This is a genomic window from Methylocystis sp. Sn-Cys, from assembly GCF_016745395.1.
GTDB lineage: Bacteria > Pseudomonadota > Alphaproteobacteria > Rhizobiales > Beijerinckiaceae > Methylocystis > Methylocystis iwaonis.
Map to the genome: position 1 here is coordinate 506,987 of NZ_JAERVJ010000001.1, position 18,882 is coordinate 525,868.

An 18,882-nucleotide genomic window follows, 5' to 3' on the forward strand; every position below is an offset into this window, starting at 1 on the left:
ATTCTCGAGAATCTGATTGCGAATGACGCTGACGCCGGACGGCCGGTCGGCTCGCGTCGGCGCGAGCGCCGTATTTGCATTTCGCCGCGGCTGAAAGTTCAAAGACATGCGTCAGGAACTCCCCGATATAAGTCTATTATAGCTATAGAAATAATGTAATTCAAGCCGCTTTTTTCTTAAGTCGAAGCCGGGGCTAGGAGACGGCCAAAGCGCTCACGCGAGTTCCACCAACCCGAGATTGGCGGCCAGACGTCTACGCAGGCGCCCAATCGGCACGTGGTCGAACCGGCCGCCGGTCAGATCGAAAGCGTGGGCGGCCGCGGCCCCCATTGCGATACATGGCCCCATCACGCGAATAGAGGACAGAGCGAGCGCGTCGCCATCCACGCATCGGCCGACTGCGAGCAGGTTTTCTACCTCGTCGTGAACCATGCAGCGAAACGGAATCGTATGGATGTGCTTCTCGTCGAATGCTTCGAAATAAATTTGCTCCAGATTGTTGTGGAGCTCGATCGGCCAGGCGCAGCGGGCGATCGCATCATCGAAGACCGTTCCGGCGCGCACATCGTCCGCGCTTAGCTGATAGCGGCTCTTGAACCACCGCGTCTGGCGCGCGCCGAGCGCGCCATATATGCTTACAACGGCGCGAGAAAAAGCTTCGGGAAATTCAGCGCGGAGAAAATCGACGGCGAGATCCATCTTGTCATGGCCCACGGCCACCATCTTACTTGCCTCGATGGGATCGAGAGGCGTCTCTACATGCGTCATATTGATGAGCGTCTCGCCCGATCCGGGCGCTGTGAATACGAAGGCGTCGCTTCGGTCCAAGCCATAGGCGCGGCCTTTGTCGGCGAGGCGTGACCGTAGGGTAGCGCGATCGATCGCCGCGAGCGCCTGCTCATCGACATTGCGAAGAATGCCGTTCTGTGACCCGTAGATCGGTCCGGTGGCCGGCTCTCGCGTGGCGAGCCCACTCGTCCAGGCGATAGCGGCGTCTCCCGTCGCGTCCACGAAGGACTCGGCTTCGATGTGCACAATTCCCGAACGCGCGGCCACCGAAATGGAGACCAGACGCTCGTCTTCGACGCGAGCATCGAACAGCGCCGCACCGAGGAGTGGAGTAATGCCCTCGCGGCCCGTCGTGCGCTCGATCCAGCGCTGCAGAGCGACGCTATCGTAGTGCACGACGAACGAGTTATGACGGCTCCGAAGCAGCATGATGTCACCGCTCTTCCCGAGGTCGGTGAGTATTTCGTCCGCTATGCCGAAAACAATTTGTCTTGGGATGGGTCCATTCGCATAGAACCCGCAAAAGGTGTTGATCTGCGCTGCGACGGACTGACCGCCAAGAGATCCGCCCGCCTCGACTAAAACGACCCGATGCCCCAGCCTTGCCGCTTCGATAGCGGCGGATACGCCGGCAATTCCCGACCCCACCACACAGAGATCAGTCGTCAAGACGCGCGGCGGGTCATCTCGGAGATTGCGGCGAATGATCGTGCCTGCATCGACGGCGCGCGTCGTCGCGGTCGGTCGGTTTCCCTTGTTATCACTAAGCACGGCGCTTATCTGCCGACGAACTCTGGTGGACGTCCTTCGGCCATCGCGCGTTTGCCTTCTGCTGCATCTTGACTCGCGCGGACCCCCGTAAGATCGCGCGTCGTCCGGCCGAGTATCTCCGATGGGCTCTGCACGAGCACATGATCTGTCACGAAATGCTTCATCGACTGCATGACGAGGGGAGCGCGCGTCGCGACGACATGGGCGATTCCGAGCGCTGTTTCCAGATGCTTTCCTCGTGGCGCGACGCGGTTGACGAGCCCGGCTTCATAGGCGCGACGCGCCGAGATAGGCTGCGATAACAGCAGAATTTCCATCGCGATCTTGTGCGGAACGCGCGCCGCAAGACCTGCTGCGAGACCGCCCCAGGCCCCGTGCGTTCCTTCTGGATAACAAAAGTTCGCGCTTTCATCTGCGACACAGAGATCCGCGAACATATTGAGAGTAAAGGCGCTACCTCGGCATTCGCCAGCGACGGCGGTGACGATGGGCTTTTTCGTGACGGTTCCGATCGTCGGCATGCAGCGCCAGAGCTCTGTTACCGGGACATGGGGATCGGATCCAACGGAAAAATCATCGCCGGCCCCGGTCAGTACCGCGACGCGGCCATCGGATGCGTCGAATTGGGCGAACGCGTGTTGCAGTCCGTGGACGACGTCGATGTCGATGGCGTTTCGTCGCTCTCGGCGATCGATCGAAATTACGACAACATTTCCATGGGGGGCGATCGAGACGGCGGTCATGAACTTCTCTTTCGAGTAACCGGTGAGAGAATGATTTTCGAGGCCTGACGAGTGCGCGCCAACTCCAATGCCTCTACGCCTTGATCGAGTGGCATGCGATGAGTGATCATGTGGCGAATCCTTTCGCCTTCGGTCACGAGGCTGTCGAGCACACGTGGCCAGACATGACGCGGCGCGCGTTGTGACCCCCGGATTTGATGTCTTTCGCGCACGAGGCGGGTGAGATCGAGCGCTGCCGGGCGCGGGTGTATCCCAGCAACGAGTAGAACGCCCTCCTTCCGCAAGAATGTGAGAGCTCCTTGAACCACCTCCGGAACGCCGGTCGCCTCGAAAATAATATCGAATTTCCGGCCTGCGAAGCGGGACGCCAGCGCGGTTTCGAGGTCGCCGTCGCGCGTGTCGATAAGGTCCAAAAAACCCAGAGCGCGTAGCGTTTCGAAACGATGAGGATCATTCTTCCCCACGACGACGACCTCCGCGGCTTCGGCCATGCGGGCGTAAAGGGCGATCGCCTGTCCGATCGTGCCCGGGCCGACGACGAGCACCCGATCGCCGCGCATCACTCCGCCTTTCAGGACGGCTTCTTGCGCGACAGTTAATGGTTCAACGAGCGCAGCGAGTTCGTCGTCCACGCCGTTCGGCGCCTTGAGGCAATTGACGACAGGCACTGTGATCCAAGGCGCGAAACCGCCGTCAGCGCTGGTGCCTTTGGCTGATCGATGTTCGCAGTGTTCCGCTGCACCTCTCAGGCAATGTGCGCAACTTCCGCATGGGGCGGAAGGGATTACGGCGACGAGCTCGCCGGGCGCCAGGCCCTCTGCTTCACCGGCGACCTCGACCACGCGTCCGGCGAACTCGTGCCCGAGCGTCAGCGGAAGCAATCGCGCCATGAAATCATAGCCGCCGCTCCATTCAAAGATATGCACGTCCGTCCCACAAACGCCGGCGGCAGTGATTTCGATAAGCGCCTCGCCGGGGCGAGGAACTGGACGGGGAACCTCGCGAAACTCGACTCCGAAGGTCGGCGCAGTTTTTTGGAGAGCTTTCATGAATGACGATCCGATGAGCGAGCAGATCAACGCCAGCGCAAGAGCGTGCGTTCGAGCGTCGCGATCACGGCCCCGGCACATGTTCCGAGTAGAGAGAGTACGAAAACGCCCGCGAGAAGCTTCTCGGAGTCCATGATGTTACCGGCGGCGAGAATATAGGCGCCGATCCCATATTGTGCGCCGATCATTTCGGCGGCGACGAGAAGCACGAGACCGGTGGAAATGGTTATACGCGCGCAGGCCAACATGGCCGGGAGGGCCGACGGCAGTACGACTTTGATGATGATCGACAGGCGAGCGAGTCCAAAGCTCTGGGCCATGCGTATGAAAGGACGTGGCGCGGCGTCCACGGCGGCGCATACGGAAACCGCCATAGGAAAGAAAACGCCGAGAGCAATCGTGGTTATTTTGCTGGACTCCCCGATTCCGAGCCAGAGTATGAAGAGGGGCAGAAGGGCTATCTTGGGGATGGGGTACAGGGAGGAGATCGCGGCGTCGCCGATCGCTCGGCACCAGGACCAGAGGCCCATTGCGAGGCCGACGCTCAGGCCGGTGAGGCTTCCGATCGACCAGCCCAACAGCAGTCGCGTGAGCGACTGGCCGATATGGATCGCCAAGTCCCCTCGCGCTAGCTCGTGGTAGAGTGTCTCCAGGACATCGACCGGCCCCGGTAGCAGCAGCGGATCAATCCGCCCTGAAGTCGATCCGACCTGCCAGGCTCCGACGAGCACAGCGGCAAATGCCGGAGCGAACCACCGCTTCGGGGTGATCTCGAATCCACCGCCCCGGAATCTTACCGTGCTCGCTCCGATCGCAGATGACGCATGGACTTCAGACATCGGCTTGTTCCAGGGACAGAAGCTCTCGGTCAGCGTTGCGCGCTTCCGATCGAAGCAGGTTCCAGATGTCGTTCTGCATCGCCGACAACTCGCTCGCGACATCGGGGCGGCCGCGCTCGGCTTGCGGAATTCCGACGTCGACGATTTCGCGAATCCGGCCGGGCCGTCTGGAGAGCACGACGATCCGGTCGGAAAGTCGTACCGCCTCGTCGAGATTATGTGTGACATAGAGGATCGAAACGCGGTCTCGCAGCCACAGGGTAAGGAACTCCTCCATCAGAAGTTCGCGCGTCTGCGCGTCTACGGCGGACAATGGTTCATCCATGAGAAGGAAGGCTGGACGAGCGGCCAGCGCCCTGGCGATGCCGACGCGCTGTTTCATGCCCCCGGACAATTGCTTCGGATACGCTTGTGCGAACTCGCGCAGACCGGTTCGCTCCAACACTTCTTCGATAATCTCAGCCCGCGCTTTTCTCGATGGTAGTCGATCCTCCAGCGCCAGCCCGACGTTGCCTGCCACGGTTCGCCACGGCAGCAGCCCGGCGTCCTGAAAAACGAAGGTGAAAGGGTTGAGGCTCGCCGCCGGCGGAACACCGACCGTGACAGCCGATCCTCGGCACGGCGCGATGAGGCCGCCGGCGATCGACAGCAGAGTCGACTTTCCGCAACCGGAGGGACCGATGACAGAGACGATCTCGGATTCGCGCACCGCGAACGAGACGTCGTCGAGGACGGTCAACGGCCCGAAGTCGTGCCCCAATCCTCGAAGCTCCAGTTCCATGCCGTCCTCCCCGAGGGTTCGAGGTCGACTTCAAGTCGCGAAAGAGAGGTCGACGACGTGTTCGGCGTCGACTTCTCGCTTCACGAGCCCTAGGTCTTGCCAAAATCTGAGCACCTTGCGAACGTCCTCGACATTCAAGCTGGCGGCGGGATCGTAATAGCCAAAAGTCGAACTGATTTGCTGCCTGGTCTGGCCGGTGCGGCGAGCGACGATCTCGAGAAGCTCCTCTCGTTCGTCGCTAGTGACCGGTCGGCCTTGCTCGTCGATCCGATTGACAGCTCTGTTGCTAAAGGCCATCGCACGCCGATGCGCACGGATGAAGCGCTCTATCCCCGCGCGATTGGCGGCGATGACATCGGGGCGGGTAAACACGCCGCTTCCTTGCGTCATATCGACTTCGGCCGTATTTCCGATGAAGACGCCAGAGCCTGCTCTAATCAAGGGGTCTGCGACCGTCGAGGGAAGGATGGCGCCATCCAGTTTTCCCGCTACAACCGCCGAACCGACGTTCGGTAAAGTTTGCAGAGGGAGGAGTTCGACTTGTGACAGTGGGAAGGCGAACTTCATAGCAATCACGCCGAATTGATAATGGAACGACGATCCAATGGTCGTTATGCCCAGGCGTCGTCCTCGAATGTCGGCGAAAGAGCGCAATCCGGCGTCGTAGCCATTGCGGCTAGCCACCAATTGGTTATTGGGAAAGGCCGGGTGCGGTCGACTATCGCCGCAGATGAGTTTCAGCCCGCCTTTTGCGGCGAGGTTGAAATAAGCGGCGGTGAAGGCGGTCATGCCGACGTCGATCGAATTTGCGACGGCGGCGACGGGCAATTGAGCGGCGGCGTCGAAATATTCGATTTGAACCTTCAAACCTTCGTCCTCGAAGAAGCCTTTGTCGGACGCGACAAAAAACGGCGCGGCGCTATTCAGACGCATAGTTCCGAGGCGCAGCACGGAAGATTCCGACCGTGCGACGCCGGGTAGGGCGAGAGCGGACGCGACGACCGCTCGATTGAAATATCGACGACAAATCATCACGCGCTCCCTCGCGAGTTGGAACGAACTATCGCGAAGAAAATCCTCATCGCAATCTCTGTTTTATTTATGTGTTGCATAGTCGCGACTTATGGAATTTCATTCTCTGTTTCGGTGGCTGCAAGGTCGTGTGGACCGCGCGATGCAAAGCTCGCGGCTTGCGCCTTAGCCGCGAAAGGTTTCTCGCGTATTGGACAAAACATAGACGGCAAATGCCTTCGAAAATGGTCCAGGCTCGCCGCAACGCCAAAGTCAGGCATGATCGCGTAACCTCGCGACGCTTTCTTGCCGCCTCTCATCGATTACCGCGTCGGCGCCGTCCTGCGAGACGGTCCTGCTGCTCATGGCGAAAGGCGCGAGCTGCGTCGGCAAGGCCATGCTGACGCCCTAAAAGGAGAGAAGCCTCATGGAAGACGTATTCGCGTCGGCGTTGCGGGCACATCCGGCCATGCCGGCGGTCTGAGGAGGGCGCGAAGCGTCCGTCTCGACGAGGCCGCCTCGGAAGTTTGTCAACGAACTGAGAGCCGGTCAGGCGGGCTTTTGCGCCTCGAACATGATCGCTTGCATCGGCATGCTGCGCCCGACAGCGCGGGTGAGGGCCTCCGCATAGGCCTGCATGACGGTTTCCGGCTCGACGCCGCCGCGCTCGCGGATTTCGTCGAAAACCGGACTGCCGAAGACGATGCCGTGCGCGAATGCGAGGGCGTCGATGTCACGCGCCCGTTTCAGCACAGAGACAGAGATGTTTTCGAAGCCGCTGGCGAGGAGATTTTCCTTGATGGGGTCGATCGCCGCGCAGGAAACCGGCTCGCGCATCCATTGCGGCGGGTTCTCGGGGAAAAACCCTTTCAAGACCTCGAGGCAGAGGCTCGCCCAGGGATTATATTGCTCGGCGTCCCATACGCTGAGCGCATAATGGCCGTTCGGCCTGAGCGCGCGACAGGCTTCTCGCATCGCCTTTTGCTTTTCCGGAAAGAACATATAGCCGAACTGGCCGACAATGGCGTCGAAGCTCGCGTCCGGATAGGGAAGCGCGCAGGCGTCGACGGTCTCGAACCTCACCTGCTCGCCGTCGCCGATTTTGGAGCGGGCGATTGTGAGCATGTCCGCGCCAATGTCGGTCGCGGTCAGTTTCGCCGTCGAGGGAAGCCGGTCGCGCAGCGCGCGGGTCGCGACGCCGGAGCCCGCGGCGACCTCCAGAACGTCCTGCGGCTCCAACGCAGCGATGCGCCGCGCCGCTTCTTCGGCGTAAGGCAGAAAGAGGACAGAGCCGAGCCCGCGATCGTAGTTCTGCGGAATGTCCCCGTCGTAACCCTTTGCGCTCATGCTTGGACTCCTCCGCCGGGCCGCGTTCGTCTCTCGAACGCTTGACCGTAACGGTGGGATAGGCTGAGCGCTCCCCCTGCGCAAGATCACTGTTTTTCAGCGGCTTTCGGCGCGCGGGTTTGTCCGACAGGGCGCGAGGCCGGTCAGCGCGTTGGCGAAGAGCAAAAGAGCCCTTCTTAGAGTTTCCCGCGCTCGGCTTTGCTGAAATTCGAAAGATCGCCCTCGGCCGCCGCGCGGCGGCGCCACGAGCGGGCGATGGCCGGATATTTGATTTCATTGCAGATGCGCGACACCTGCTGCGTCAATTTGGCGGACCCACAGGCGGGACATTGCGGGGTGTCGGAAGCGCGCACCAGAAGCTCGAACTCGGCCTCGCAGTCGTTGCAGGCATAGGCGTAAAGGGGCATGTCGGTCCTCGCAGGGAATACATACGGGCGCAAGGCAAGCAAAACCTGTTCCTGACGCGAAAAGAGTAGAAAGCCCAATGGGCTCTGGGATGGACGACGCGCCAATGTCGCTTTTCCGACAAACCATCGGGCGCACGGCTCCAATGGTCTGCCCCGATCTTAGAATCCGGCTTGACTCTTCCTCAGGTGAGAACAAATATCGAACACGCGCCGAGGGCGCTCTCTCCAGATCAGGGCTTTTGGACCGATGTCGCAGAGCGGCGTTTCGGAACGCATCCTCTTTTTGCGCCGCCGCATCGCCGCCATCGAGGCGCGGGATACAACGGCGGCGCGCGACTCCCCCCGTCATTGCGAGGAGCGTCAGCGACGAAGCAATCCAGAGCCCCATCGCGGCCCTGGATTGCTTCGCTGCGCTCCCAATGACGGCGATGATTTTCTGGAGCCGCTTTTCGCCGCCCGTCGCGGCGCCCTGAGCGAGATTTTCTCCGCCCGCCCGCCGGACGCGCCCGCTGCGGCGGCCTTCGCCCTCGCCATGGCGCTGCGGGCGCAGGCGGCGCGCGGCGGCGGCGCGCTCGTCTTCATTATCGAGGATATGAGCGCGCGCGAATTCGGCCTGCCTTACGGGCGGGGCCTCATGGCGGCGGGCGTCGATCTTTCCCGCGTCGCGCTCGTCAGGGTCCGCCGGCCGCGCGAGGCGCTCTGGGCCATGGAGGAGGCGTTGAAAAGCCCGGGCTGCGCGGCGGTCGTCACCGAGGCTTTTCTCGACGCCCGCCTCTATGACCTCGCCGCTTCGCGCCGCCTGCTGCTCGCCGCAAGGCGCGGCGGCGCGTTGGGCGTTCTTGCGCCGCAGGGGACGCCGGCCGGACGCGTCTCCAGCGCCGCCGAATTGCGCGTCGAGATCGCCGCCAAATCTGCGCCGGTCCCTTCGTCCGCGCTCCCCGCGGCGCGCCCGCCGCTCTCTCCGCTGGCGCCCTTCCTGTGGCGGCTGCGGGTCCTCAAAGCTCGCGCCGGCCTTCTGGGCGCGCCGGGCGAGATCGACCCGGCGCAATGGCGCCACATCGCCTTCGATCCTGAAAGAGTAGCGTTTCGTCATGCGTTTCCTGAGCGTTTTCCTGCCGAGGCTCGCGACCGACCGCCTGTTGCGGCGCCGTCGCGGCGCCGCGCCTGAGGCCTTCGCCCTCTACGCCCGCCTGAAGGGGGCGGAGCGCCTGACCGCCGTCGACGCGCGGGCGCAAAAGCGCGGCCTTGCGCCCGGCATGGCGGTCGCCGACGCCCGCGCGCGTTGCCCGGCGCTGGCGCTGGCCGAGGCCAATCCGAAAGCAGAGGCCGCGCTCGTTACGGGGCTCGCCGACTGGGGCCGCCGCTTCACCCCGCTCGCCGCGCCCGACCCGCCAGACGGCCTGCTGCTCGACGTGACCGGCGCCGCGCATATTTTCGGCGGCGAGGCGGCGCTTCTGGGCGACATCGAAAGCCGCCTGCGCGCTTTGGGCTTTACCGCCCGCGCCGCCATCGCGCCGGGCCCGGCCCTCGCCCGGGCGCTGGCGCGTTTTTCCGACACCCGCCTCGTCGCCGCGCAGGCGCGGCAGGAAGAGCTCGACCGCCTCGCTGCTTCTTTCCCGATCGACGCGCTGGGACTCGAAGCGGAGACCCTCGCCGGCATGCGCCGCGCCGGTCTGCGCGACATTGGCGATCTCCTCGAGCGGCCCCGCGCCCCGCTCGCCGCGCGCTTCGGCGCCCAGGCGCTGACGCGGCTCGACGCGCTCACCTGCCGCATCCGCGATCCCATCACGCCGCGCTTCGAGGCGCCGGCCTTCATCGCCGAGCGGCGCTTTCCCGACGGGCTGACCCGGCAGGAGGATCTCGCGGCGACGCTGACGCGCCTCGCCGGCGATCTCTGCCCCATGCTCGAACGCGCCGGCGTCGGCGCGCGGCGGCTGGAGGCGGTTTTCTATCGCGTCGACGGCGCGGTGAAACGCATCGCGGCCGGAACCAGCCGGCCGCTGCGCGACCCCGCCCGCCTCGCCGCCCTTCTTGCCGAGCGCCTGTCGGCGGTCGCGGAGGAGGGGCTCGACACCGGCTATGGCTTCGACGTGCTGCAACTTGCGGCGACCGAGGTCGAGAGCGCGGCGGCCCCGCAGACGGCCTTCGTCGCCCCGCCGCGCGGCGGGGGAAGCGACGAAGACCTCGGCGATCTTCTCGACCGGCTCGGCGCGCGGCTCGGCCTGCGCCGCGTGCTGCGGCTTCACCCGGAGGCCGCGCATCTGCCGGAATTCGCCGTGGCCGCCGTTCCGGCCGCCTTCGGGGCGCCTCCGCCCCACACTGAAAAATCCGCGGAAAGCGCGATGCGGCCGCTGCGGCTTTTCGAGCGCCCGGAACCGATCGAGGCCATCGCGCTGTTTCCCGACGGCCCGCCGCTCAAATTCCGCTGGCGGCGGGTTCTGCGGGAAATCGTCGCCTTCGAGGGGCCGGAGCGCATCGCCGCGCCCTGGTGGGGCGATGCGCCGCAGCAATTTACCCGGGATTATTTCCACGCACAGGATAAAAACGGCCAATTGTTCTGGCTCTTCCGCGAGGGGCTTTACGGGCGGGAAACCGACGATCCCCGCTGGTTCGTGCATGGCCTGTCTTGACTCGACCGGCGCGGGCGCCAAGCTAAAAGGCGGTTGTCCGTCATTCTGACGTCATCTTTTCAGGACGAAGTCTTTGGCCGGCGCTCGCCTGCGAAACCGGCCCCACGTCCAACGAGCGGTAGATGCAACAAGACGAGGACCTCGCCATATCGTCTCACTCCGGCCTGCCGGCCGTCATCCGGCGCAAGAGCTTTTTCGAGTCGCTGCAGGAGCGCCTTCCCCATGGGGCGAGCCATCTTTTCGGCGTCCTCGCCAGCCTCGCGCTCTTCGGGATCGCCGCTTATATCCTCGCCAACACCCTGTCGCATGTCCGCTTCGCGGACGTCGCCGAGGCGCTGACGGCGACGAGCGGCGGTCAGATTTTCGCCGCGCTTTTCTTCACAATCCTCTCTTATGTCGCGCTCACCGGCTATGACGTCTCGGCGCTTCGCCAGATCCGCCATTATTCGCCCTATCGGGTGACGGCGCTCGCCTCCTTTGCGAGCTACGCCATCTCCTTCAATCTCGGCTTTCCGATCGTCACCGGAGCGGCCGTGCGCTATTGGATCTACTCGCGCATCGGAATGAGCGCACTGCAGGTCGCCAATCTCACGGTCATCACCGGCGTCACCTTCTGGCTCGGCATGACGGCGGTCGTCGGCTTCACGCTGGTGAAGGCGGCCGGCTCCCTCGCGGCGCTCGATGGCCTGCCCACCCCGCTGCACACCGCAATCGGCGTCGTCATCCTGGCGATGGTCGCCGGCTATGGCGCCTGGGTGGCGCTCGAGCCGCGGCGCATCCGCCTGCGCGGCCATGTGCTTGAAATGCCGGGCGTGGGATCGACCGTCGAGCAGCTCGCCGTCGGCGTCGCCGATCTGTGCGCCGCCTCGGCCGTGCTGTACATGCTGCTGCCGGCAGGCGTCGACCTCGATTATACGGCTTTCCTCGCCGTCTATGTCCTCGCCTGCATTCTCGGCGTCGTCAGCCATGCGCCGGGCGGCATCGGCGTCTTCGAGGCCACGATGTTGCATGCGCTGCCGGGCGCATCGCAGGAGAGCGTTCTCGCCTCGCTGCTGCTTTTCCGCGTCGTCTATTATTTCCTGCCCTTCATCGTCGCGCTCGCCACGCTCGGCGCCGACGAGGGCGCGCGCCGCTGGGGCGCATTGCGCGACGCCGTTGCGCGCATCATCGAAGAACGGACCTGACGTTCAGCCGGAAGCGATTTTCACATGGCGCACCTCAAATGGCCCGCCGAGGATATGCTCGGCCCCGTGATCGACGCGCTGGCGGAGCCCGTCTTCGTCATCGACGCGGAGACTCACGCGCTCGCTTTCAATGCGGCGGCCCGCGTCCTTGCGCCGACATTGCGCATCGGCGAACCTTTGTCGCGCAGCCTGCGCTCGCCGGACATGCTCGACGCCGCCATGCGCGTGCTCGCCGGCGGAAACGCCGAGAAGGCCTCATGGGTGGAGCGTCTTCCTCTCGAGCGCTGGTTCGAGGCGCATATCGCGCCCATTCGCTTCCCCGGCTACGCGACCGCCGCCATGATCAGCATGCGCGACTTGACGGAAGCGCATCGCGTCGAACGCATGCGCGTCGATTTCGTCGCCAACGCCAGCCATGAATTGCGCACGCCGCTCGCCTCGCTTCTCGGTTTTGTCGAGACGCTTCAGGGTCCGGCGAAAAACGATCCGGCGGCGCGCGACAAATTCCTGAGCATCATGCGCGAGCAGGCGCAACGCATGGCGCGCCTCGTCGACGATCTGCTGTCGCTCTCGCGCATCGAGCAGCATATGCATGTGCGGCCGGCCGAAGCGGTCGATCTCACTATGCTCGTCGCGCATATCGTCGACACGCTGACGCCGATGGCGGAAGAAAACAACATTCCGCTGGCGCTCGACCTCGAGCCTAATGTCATCGTCCCCGGCGACCGCGACGAGCTCGCGCGGATCGCCGAGAACCTCATCGAGAACGCGCTGAAATACGGCCAAAGCGAAAACGGGCCGGAGCCGGTCGAAATTTCGCTGGCCCGCAAAGGCGCGACCGCCGTCTTCTCGGTGCGCGATCATGGCCCCGGCGTGGCGCAGGAGCATATTCCGCGCTTGACCGAACGCTTCTACCGGGTCGACGCCGGCAAGAGCCGCGCGAAAGGCGGCACCGGGCTTGGCCTCGCGATCGTCAAACATATTGTGCTGCGCCATCGCGGACGGCTCGGCATAGAGTCCGCTTTGGGCGAGGGGTCGCTCTTCCGTGTGACGCTTCCGGCAATCGACCAAGCTCAAGGAAAGTGACTAAAATGCTGTTTTTATATGAAATTCTTATGTCATCGTACTGTAATAAAACTATCACAAAACTCTCTTGCCTGGCCGCTAAAGGACTAGGGCGTGACAGGCGCTCCGCGCCTCTCGTGTAATATTCTCGAGCTGAAAGCGATCATCGAATGATCTCCAACTTCTTCAAGCGCGCGGCCGTCGCGACGATGGCGTTCGCGACCATGGCCGGCGCGGCGTTCGCGCTGGATATCTCCGGCGCAGGCGCGACCTTCCCTTATCCGATCTACGCCAAATGGGCGGAGACCTATAAGAAAGAGACCGGCAACGGCCTCAACTATCAGTCGATCGGCTCCGGCGGCGGCATCAAGCAGATCAAGGCCCGCACCGTGACCTTCGGCGCCTCCGACCAGCCGCTGAAGCCGGAAGACCTCGACGCGGCCAATCTCATCCAGTGGCCCCAGGTCATCGGCGGCATCGTGCCGGTCGTCAATCTCGACGGCGTCGTCCCGGGCGAGCTCGTCCTCGACGGCGCGACCATCGCGAAAATCTATCTCGGCCAGATCACGAGCTGGGATGACGCCGCGATCAAGAAGCTCAATCCGAAGGCCAAGCTCGCCTCGGCCCCGATCGTCGTCGTCCATCGTTCGGACGGATCGGGCACGACCTTCAACTTCACCAACTATCTCTCCAAGGTCTCAGAGGACTGGAAGTCCAAGGTCGGCGAGAATTCAGCGGTCGAGTGGCCCACGGGCATCGGCGCCAAGGGCAATGAAGGCGTGGCCAACAACGTCGCCAACACCAAGGGCGCGATCGGCTATGTGGAATATGCCTACGCCAAGCAGAACAAGCTGACCCACACCAAATTGATCAACGCCGCCGGCAAGGTCGTCGCGCCTGGCGTCGAGAGCTTCCAGGCCGCCGCCGCCAGCGCGGATTGGGCGAAATCCCCGGGCTTCTTCCAGATCATCACCAATGAGCCGGGCGCCAAGTCCTGGCCGATCTCGGCTGCGACCTTCATCCTCCTCCCGAAGGACTCCAAGGACGAGGCTGCGGCTTCGGAAGCCCTGAAATTCTTCGGCTGGGCCTTCGCCAATGGCGCCAGGGCCGCCGAGGAGCTGGACTATATCCCGATGCCGAAGCCGGTCGTCGAGTTGATCAAGAAGAGCTGGGCGAATGTGAAGGGCGCGGACGGCAAGCCGCTCGCGCACTGAGCCGCGCATCAACGGCGGCTCAATGAGGAGCCGCCAGCGACCATGGACGCCGGTTCGAGAGAACCGGCGTCAGGAGTAACCGATGACGACGAGCGAACCCACCCAACGTGGATCGAATGGAGCGGGCAATATGTCGGAGCTAGCAATGGAGAGCGCTGCGCCGCGTCCAGCGGTCGTCGACCGCACAAAGGCGCTTTCGAGCATTGCGTTGCTCGACTGGATTTTTTTCCAGGTGACGCGCGCCGCCGCGGTTATCGTGCTCATCATCCTCGGCGGGGTCATCGTCTCGCTCGTTCACGGCTCTCTGCCGGCGATCAGGGCCTTCGGCCCGGGTTTCCTGCTCTCGCAGGCGTGGAACCCCGTCACCGATAATTTCGGCGCCTTGCCGGCGATCTTCGGCACGATCGTAACCTCGGTCATCGCCATGCTCATCGCCGTGCCCGTCGGCATCGGCATCGCAACCTTCCTCACCGAGCTCTGCCCCCATGCGCTGCGCCGTCCGATCGGCGTCGCCATCGAGCTTCTGGCCGGCATCCCCTCGATCATCTACGGCATCTGGGGCCTCTTCGTCTTCGCGCCTTTCGTGCAGACCCATGTGCAGCCCGGCCTGATCTCGCTCTTTGGCGACGTGCCCGTGCTGTCCTCGATCTTCGCCGGCCCGCCCTATGGCATCGGCATGCTGACCGCCGGCTTCATTCTTGCCATCATGGTGCTGCCCTTCATCGCCTCCATCTCTCGCGACGTCTTCGAAACCGTGCCGCCGGTCCTCAAGGAAGCGGCGATCGGCGTCGGCTGCACGACATGGGAATTGATGCGCTATGTGGTTCTGCCCTACACGCGCGTCGGCGTCATCGGCGGCGTCATGCTGGGCCTCGGCCGCGCGCTCGGCGAAACGATGGCGGTCACCTTCGTCATCGGCAACGCCCATAAAATCTCGCCGTCGCTGCTTGCGCCGGGAACCACCATCTCCGCGACCATCGCCAATGAATTCACCGAGGCCGTCGGCGACATTTACACGTCCGCGCTCATCGAACTCGGCCTGATCCTCTTCGTCATCACCTTCATCGTTCTGGCGATCGCGCGTTACATGCTGATGCGCATCGAGCGGAAGTCGGCTTAAGGAGCCCCGCGCCCATGTCGCTCTACGCCACGCGCCGCCGGCGCAATTCGATGGCGACCAGCCTCGCCTGGGGGGCCGCGATCTTCGGCCTTACCTGGCTGCTGCTGATCCTCGCCGCGCTTCTCTACGAAGGGCTTCGCGGACTTTCTCCCGCCGTCTTCACCCAGATGACGCCGCCCCCCGGCAGCCAGGGCGGCCTCCTGAACGCCATCGCCGGCTCGCTTGTCATGACCATCATCGGCGTCGCCATCGGCGCGCCGCTCGGCATGCTCGCCGGCACCTATATGGCGGAATACGGCCGCTACTCGAAGCTGACCATCGTCGTGCGCTTCATCAACGACATCCTGCTCAGCGCGCCGTCGATCGTCATCGGCCTCTTCGTCTACACGCTGCTCGTCGGGCCGATGGGGCACTTCTCCGGCATCTCCGGCGCGGTCGCCCTCGCGCTGCTCGTCATCCCGGTCGTTCTGCGCACGACCGAGGACATGCTGCTGCTGGTGCCGGGCTCGATGCGCGAAGCCGCGAGCGCGCTCGGCGCGCCGCGCGCCCTCGTCATCGGCAAGGTGGCCTATCGCGCCGCCAAGGCGGGTCTCGTCACGGGCATTCTGCTCGCGGTGGCGCGCGTCTCGGGCGAAACCGCGCCGCTGCTCTTCACCGCGCTCAACAACCAGTTCTGGAGCGCCGACCTCAACGCGCCGATGGCGAGCCTGCCGGTCGTCATCTTCCAGTTCGCCCTGTCCCCTTACAAAGATTGGCAGCAGCTTGCCTGGACGGGCGCCCTGTTGATCACCTTCGCCGTTCTCGCCCTGTCGATCACAGCCCGCGCGCTGAGCGCCGGCCGGAGAAAATCGAAATGAACGCCCTCGCTCAGGTGAACCAGTCCGCGACCAAGATCTCGGTTCGCAGCCTCGATTTCTACTACGGCGCCACCCGCGCCCTGAAATCCGTGTCCTTGTCGCTGCACACCCATAAGGTGACCGCCTTCATCGGCCCATCGGGCTGCGGCAAATCCACCTTGCTGCGCGTGCTGAACCGGATGTACGACCTTTATCCGGGCCAGCGCGCGGAGGGCGAGGTGCTGCTCGACGGCGAGAACATCCTCGATCCGGCGATCGACCTCAACGCCCTGCGCGCCCGCGTCGGCATGATCTTCCAGAAGCCGACGCCCTTCCCGATGTCGATCTATGAGAACGTCGCCTTCGGCATCCGCCTCTACGAGAAATTGTCGCGCGCCGATATGGACGTTCGCGTCGAGGAGGCGCTGCGCGGCGCGGCGCTCTGGGACGAAGTCAAGGACAAGCTACAGGCGAGCGGGCTCGGCCTTTCCGGCGGCCAGCAGCAGCGCCTGTGCATCGCCCGCAGCGTCGCCGTCCAACCCGAGGTCATGCTCTTCGACGAGCCCTGCTCCGCGCTGGACCCGATCTCGACGGCGAAGGTCGAAGAGCTGATCGAGGAGCTCTCGACGAGATACACGATCGCGATCGTGACCCATAATATGCAACAGGCGGTGCGCGTCTCCGACTACACCGCATTCATGTATCTGGGCGAGCTCATCGAATTCGGCGACACGGACGACGTCTTCAACCGGCCGAGAGAAAAGCGCACGCAGGATTACATCACCGGCCGCTTCGGCTGAAGCTCATTTAAGGAACGAGCGATGACTGACCACACCGTCAAGTCCTATGACCGCGACCTCGAGTCGCTGGGACGTCGCATCTCCGAGATGGGCGGCGTTGCCGAAAAAATGCTGGCCGAGGCCATGGACGCGCTGTCCAACCTCGACGTCGAGCTCGCAAAGCAAGTCGTCGCAAGCGACGCGCGGCTCGACACGCTTCAGCGTGAGATCGAAGAGAGCGCGGTCATGACGATCGCGCGGCGGCAACCGCTTGCCATAGATCTGCGCGAGTGCATCGCCGCGATCCGCATCTCCGGCGACATCGAACGGATCGGCGACCTCGCCAAGAACATCGCCAAGCGCACGCTCAAAATCGCCTCCGAGGCGCGTTTGCCGCGCGCCATCGTCGGCCTGAAGTCGATGCACGAAATCGCCGCCACGCAGCTCAAGGACGCGCTCGACGCCTATGCGCTGCGCGACGAGGAGCGCGCCCGCACCGTGTGGATGAACGACGCCGATCTCGACGCGCTGGAAGACTCGGTGTTTCGCGATCTTCTCACCTTCATGATGGAAGATCCCCGCAACATCTCCTTCTGCACGCATCTTCTGTTCTGCTCGAAGAATCTCGAGCGCATCGGCGATCACACGACCAACATCGCCGAGACGATCGTCTATCTCGTGACCGGCGAATCCATGCCGCTCGAGCGCCCAAAGGCGCGGCCAGGCGTTCTGGGCGCAGGGGGCGACGCATCGCATGAGTGACGCGACCACCGCGCCGACCGGCGCCCGCGACGGCAAGAGCGACCGCGCCCCGAGGATTCTCGTCGTCGAGGACGAGGTCCCGCTCGCGACTCTGCTGGTTTATAATCTGGAGGCCGAAGGCTATCAGGTCGAGCATGTCGATAATGGCGACGAAGCCGAGCTGCGCATCGCGGAATCGCCGCCCGACCTGATGCTGCTCGACTGGATGCTGCCCGGCGTCTCGGGCCTCGAAATCTGCCGGCGCCTGCGCGCGCGCGACACAGCGCGCGACATGCCGATCATCATGCTGACGGCGCGCGGCGAAGAGGCCGAGCGCGTGCGCGGGCTCTCGGTCGGCGCCGACGACTATGTGGTGAAGCCGTTCTCGACGCCGGAGCTGATGGCGCGCGTGCGCGCTTTGCTGCGCCGCGCCCGGCCGGAGCGCGTCGCCTCCAAGCTGACGCTGGGCGACATCGACCTCGACCGCGAGACGCGCCGCGTCCGCCGCTCGGGGCGCGAAATCCATCTGGGCCCGACCGAATTCCGGCTGCTCGAATATTTCATGGAGAAGCCCGGCCGCGTCTTCACCCGCGCCCAGCTCCTCGACAGCGTCTGGGGCATGTCGGCGGAGATCGACGAGCGCACGGTCGACGTGCATGTCGGACGGCTTCGCAAGGCGCTCATCCGCGGCCGCGAAAAAGACCCGATCCGCACGGTGCGCGGCTCCGGCTATTCCTTCGACGAGACCTTCGGCCGGGAGTGACGTCGGCCGCAGCCGATCGCGCGCCCGCGCTTTATCAGGCGTAACGCGGCGCCCTGAGCTGATCGCGCGCGCGCCGGCGATCCTGCGCCGGCTGATAGGCGATGCGGGCGTGATGCGCGCAATAGGGCCCGCCGCCGATCGGGGATTTGCCGCCGCAGAAGCGGAACTCGGGCGACGTCGGATCGCCCATCGGCCAGCGGCACATCGACTCGCGCAGCTCCATGATCGTCACGCGCTCGGACATCGGGACGACGACTTCCGTATCCGGCGTCACGCGCGCCACCACGACCGTCTCGGGCGCGAAGGCGAGGGCGACATTGCCGTGCACGGCGTGCCCGCCGACGCGCGGCGCCGCCGCCACGGGGGCGGAAACCGCCGCCTGGCGCGACGCCGGCTTTGCGGCGCGGGGTCGCGGCGCGCTGGCCGTCTTGGCGCGCTCGGCGAGGCCAAGACGGTGAATCTTGCCGATCACCGCATTGCGCGTGATGCCGGGACCAAGCTCCGCTGCGACCTGACTCGCGCTGAGACCGTCGCTCCAAAGCTTACGCAGCAGCTCGACGCGTTCATCGGTCCAAGACATTTTGACCTCCAAGCGGCCGGTTCGAGCGCGCAACCGGGCAGAATCCACCAACCCTCGCTGCGCCGGAGCGAACCAGCGGCGACGTCGCGCGCATCGAAACTCGAGGGACGCCAGGCGGAAACAACGCTACCGCGCCGGCGGGAAAAACTTAACAAAACCTTTGAATCACGGGCAAGAGTCGCTGGCAAGCCAAAGGGCGCGTTCTGCACAGGCTTTCTGAGCGCATTATGCGC

The 18,882-nt window shown here is 64.3% G+C and carries 19 protein-coding genes; 10 read left to right on the forward strand and 9 right to left on the reverse strand.

What is annotated here, in order from left to right; genetic code table 11:
• Window positions 1-213: 213 nt before the first annotated feature.
• The 8 genes from JJT62_RS02310 to JJT62_RS02345 form a co-directional block, all read right to left on the reverse strand.
• Window positions 214-1,560: an FAD-dependent oxidoreductase gene (locus JJT62_RS02310; protein WP_202071059.1), complete on the reverse strand. Its 1,347-nt coding sequence runs from the start codon at window positions 1,558-1,560 to the stop codon at window positions 214-216.
• A gap of 5 nt (window positions 1,561-1,565) precedes the next feature.
• Window positions 1,566-2,303, reverse strand: coding sequence for an enoyl-CoA hydratase-related protein (locus JJT62_RS02315; RefSeq protein ID WP_202071060.1), 738 nt, complete (start codon window positions 2,301-2,303; stop codon window positions 1,566-1,568).
• Window positions 2,300-3,352 carry a zinc-binding dehydrogenase gene (locus JJT62_RS02320; protein ID WP_202071061.1) on the reverse strand — a complete coding sequence of 351 codons (1,053 nt, stop codon included), beginning with the start codon at window positions 3,350-3,352 and terminating at the stop codon, window positions 2,300-2,302. The genes JJT62_RS02315 and JJT62_RS02320 overlap by 4 nt, the downstream gene beginning before the upstream one ends.
• 26 nt (window positions 3,353-3,378) lie before the next feature.
• Window positions 3,379-4,191, reverse strand: a complete 813-nt coding sequence (locus JJT62_RS02325; RefSeq protein ID WP_202071062.1) for an ABC transporter permease — start codon at window positions 4,189-4,191, stop codon at window positions 3,379-3,381.
• Window positions 4,184-4,972 (reverse strand): ABC transporter ATP-binding protein, encoded by a 789-nt coding sequence (locus JJT62_RS02330; protein ID WP_202071063.1) that lies wholly within the window; start codon window positions 4,970-4,972, stop codon window positions 4,184-4,186. The genes JJT62_RS02325 and JJT62_RS02330 overlap by 8 nt, the downstream gene beginning before the upstream one ends.
• A 30-nt stretch (window positions 4,973-5,002) precedes the next feature.
• Window positions 5,003-6,004 (reverse strand): ABC transporter substrate-binding protein, encoded by a 1,002-nt coding sequence (locus JJT62_RS02335; RefSeq protein WP_255537151.1) that lies wholly within the window; start codon window positions 6,002-6,004, stop codon window positions 5,003-5,005.
• Between the two features lie 528 nt (window positions 6,005-6,532).
• Complete coding sequence (locus tag JJT62_RS02340; protein ID WP_202071065.1) at window positions 6,533-7,330, reverse strand: class I SAM-dependent methyltransferase; 798 nt, start codon at window positions 7,328-7,330, stop codon at window positions 6,533-6,535.
• A 176-nt stretch (window positions 7,331-7,506) separates the two neighbouring features.
• The gene (locus JJT62_RS02345; RefSeq protein ID WP_202071066.1) at window positions 7,507-7,737 is read right to left on the reverse strand and encodes a zinc ribbon domain-containing protein; all 231 of its coding nucleotides are present in this window, start codon (window positions 7,735-7,737) and stop codon (window positions 7,507-7,509) included.
• A 247-nt stretch (window positions 7,738-7,984) separates the two neighbouring features.
• On the opposite strand from JJT62_RS02345, the gene JJT62_RS02350 reads away from it, so the two are divergent.
• The 10 genes from JJT62_RS02350 (at window position 7,985) to phoB (ending at window position 18,069) form a co-directional block, all read left to right on the forward strand.
• Window positions 7,985-8,905, forward strand: a complete 921-nt coding sequence (locus JJT62_RS02350; RefSeq protein ID WP_202071067.1) for a hypothetical protein — start codon at window positions 7,985-7,987, stop codon at window positions 8,903-8,905.
• Window positions 8,829-10,367, forward strand: a complete 1,539-nt coding sequence (locus JJT62_RS02355; RefSeq protein WP_202071068.1) for a DNA polymerase Y family protein — start codon at window positions 8,829-8,831, stop codon at window positions 10,365-10,367. The genes JJT62_RS02350 and JJT62_RS02355 overlap by 77 nt, the downstream gene beginning before the upstream one ends.
• 122 nt (window positions 10,368-10,489) lie before the next feature.
• Window positions 10,490-11,551 (forward strand): lysylphosphatidylglycerol synthase domain-containing protein, encoded by a 1,062-nt coding sequence (locus JJT62_RS02360; protein WP_202071069.1) that lies wholly within the window; start codon window positions 10,490-10,492, stop codon window positions 11,549-11,551.
• Window positions 11,552-11,575: 24 nt separating this feature from the next.
• A complete protein-coding gene (locus JJT62_RS02365; RefSeq protein WP_202071070.1) occupies window positions 11,576-12,637 on the forward strand; it encodes an ATP-binding protein in 1,062 nt (353 codons plus the stop codon).
• Between the two features lie 149 nt (window positions 12,638-12,786).
• Window positions 12,787-13,830, forward strand: a complete 1,044-nt coding sequence (gene pstS / locus JJT62_RS02370) for a phosphate ABC transporter substrate-binding protein PstS (RefSeq protein ID WP_202071071.1) — start codon at window positions 12,787-12,789, stop codon at window positions 13,828-13,830.
• Between the two features lie 130 nt (window positions 13,831-13,960).
• Window positions 13,961-14,950: a phosphate ABC transporter permease subunit PstC gene (pstC, locus tag JJT62_RS02375; protein WP_202071072.1), complete on the forward strand. Its 990-nt coding sequence runs from the start codon at window positions 13,961-13,963 to the stop codon at window positions 14,948-14,950.
• 14 nt (window positions 14,951-14,964) lie between these two features.
• Window positions 14,965-15,807: a phosphate ABC transporter permease PstA gene (gene pstA, locus JJT62_RS02380; RefSeq protein ID WP_202071073.1), complete on the forward strand. Its 843-nt coding sequence runs from the start codon at window positions 14,965-14,967 to the stop codon at window positions 15,805-15,807.
• Window positions 15,804-16,586, forward strand: coding sequence for a phosphate ABC transporter ATP-binding protein PstB (gene pstB, locus JJT62_RS02385; protein ID WP_202071074.1), 783 nt, complete (start codon window positions 15,804-15,806; stop codon window positions 16,584-16,586). Before pstA ends, pstB begins: the two co-directional genes overlap by 4 nt.
• Before the next feature lie 21 nt (window positions 16,587-16,607).
• On the forward strand, window positions 16,608-17,327 hold the full coding sequence (gene phoU / locus JJT62_RS02390) for a phosphate signaling complex protein PhoU (protein ID WP_202071075.1): 720 nt from the start codon (window positions 16,608-16,610) through the stop codon (window positions 17,325-17,327).
• Window positions 17,320-18,069, forward strand: coding sequence for a phosphate regulon transcriptional regulator PhoB (phoB, locus tag JJT62_RS02395; RefSeq protein WP_202071076.1), 750 nt, complete (start codon window positions 17,320-17,322; stop codon window positions 18,067-18,069). Before phoU ends, phoB begins: the two co-directional genes overlap by 8 nt.
• A gap of 34 nt (window positions 18,070-18,103) precedes the next feature.
• Here the strand turns inward: phoB and JJT62_RS02400 are convergent, their stop codons facing one another.
• Entirely contained in the window at window positions 18,104-18,649 is a 546-nt protein-coding gene (locus tag JJT62_RS02400) for a GcrA family cell cycle regulator (protein ID WP_202071077.1), read from the reverse strand.
• Between the last annotated feature and the right edge of the window lie 233 nt (window positions 18,650-18,882).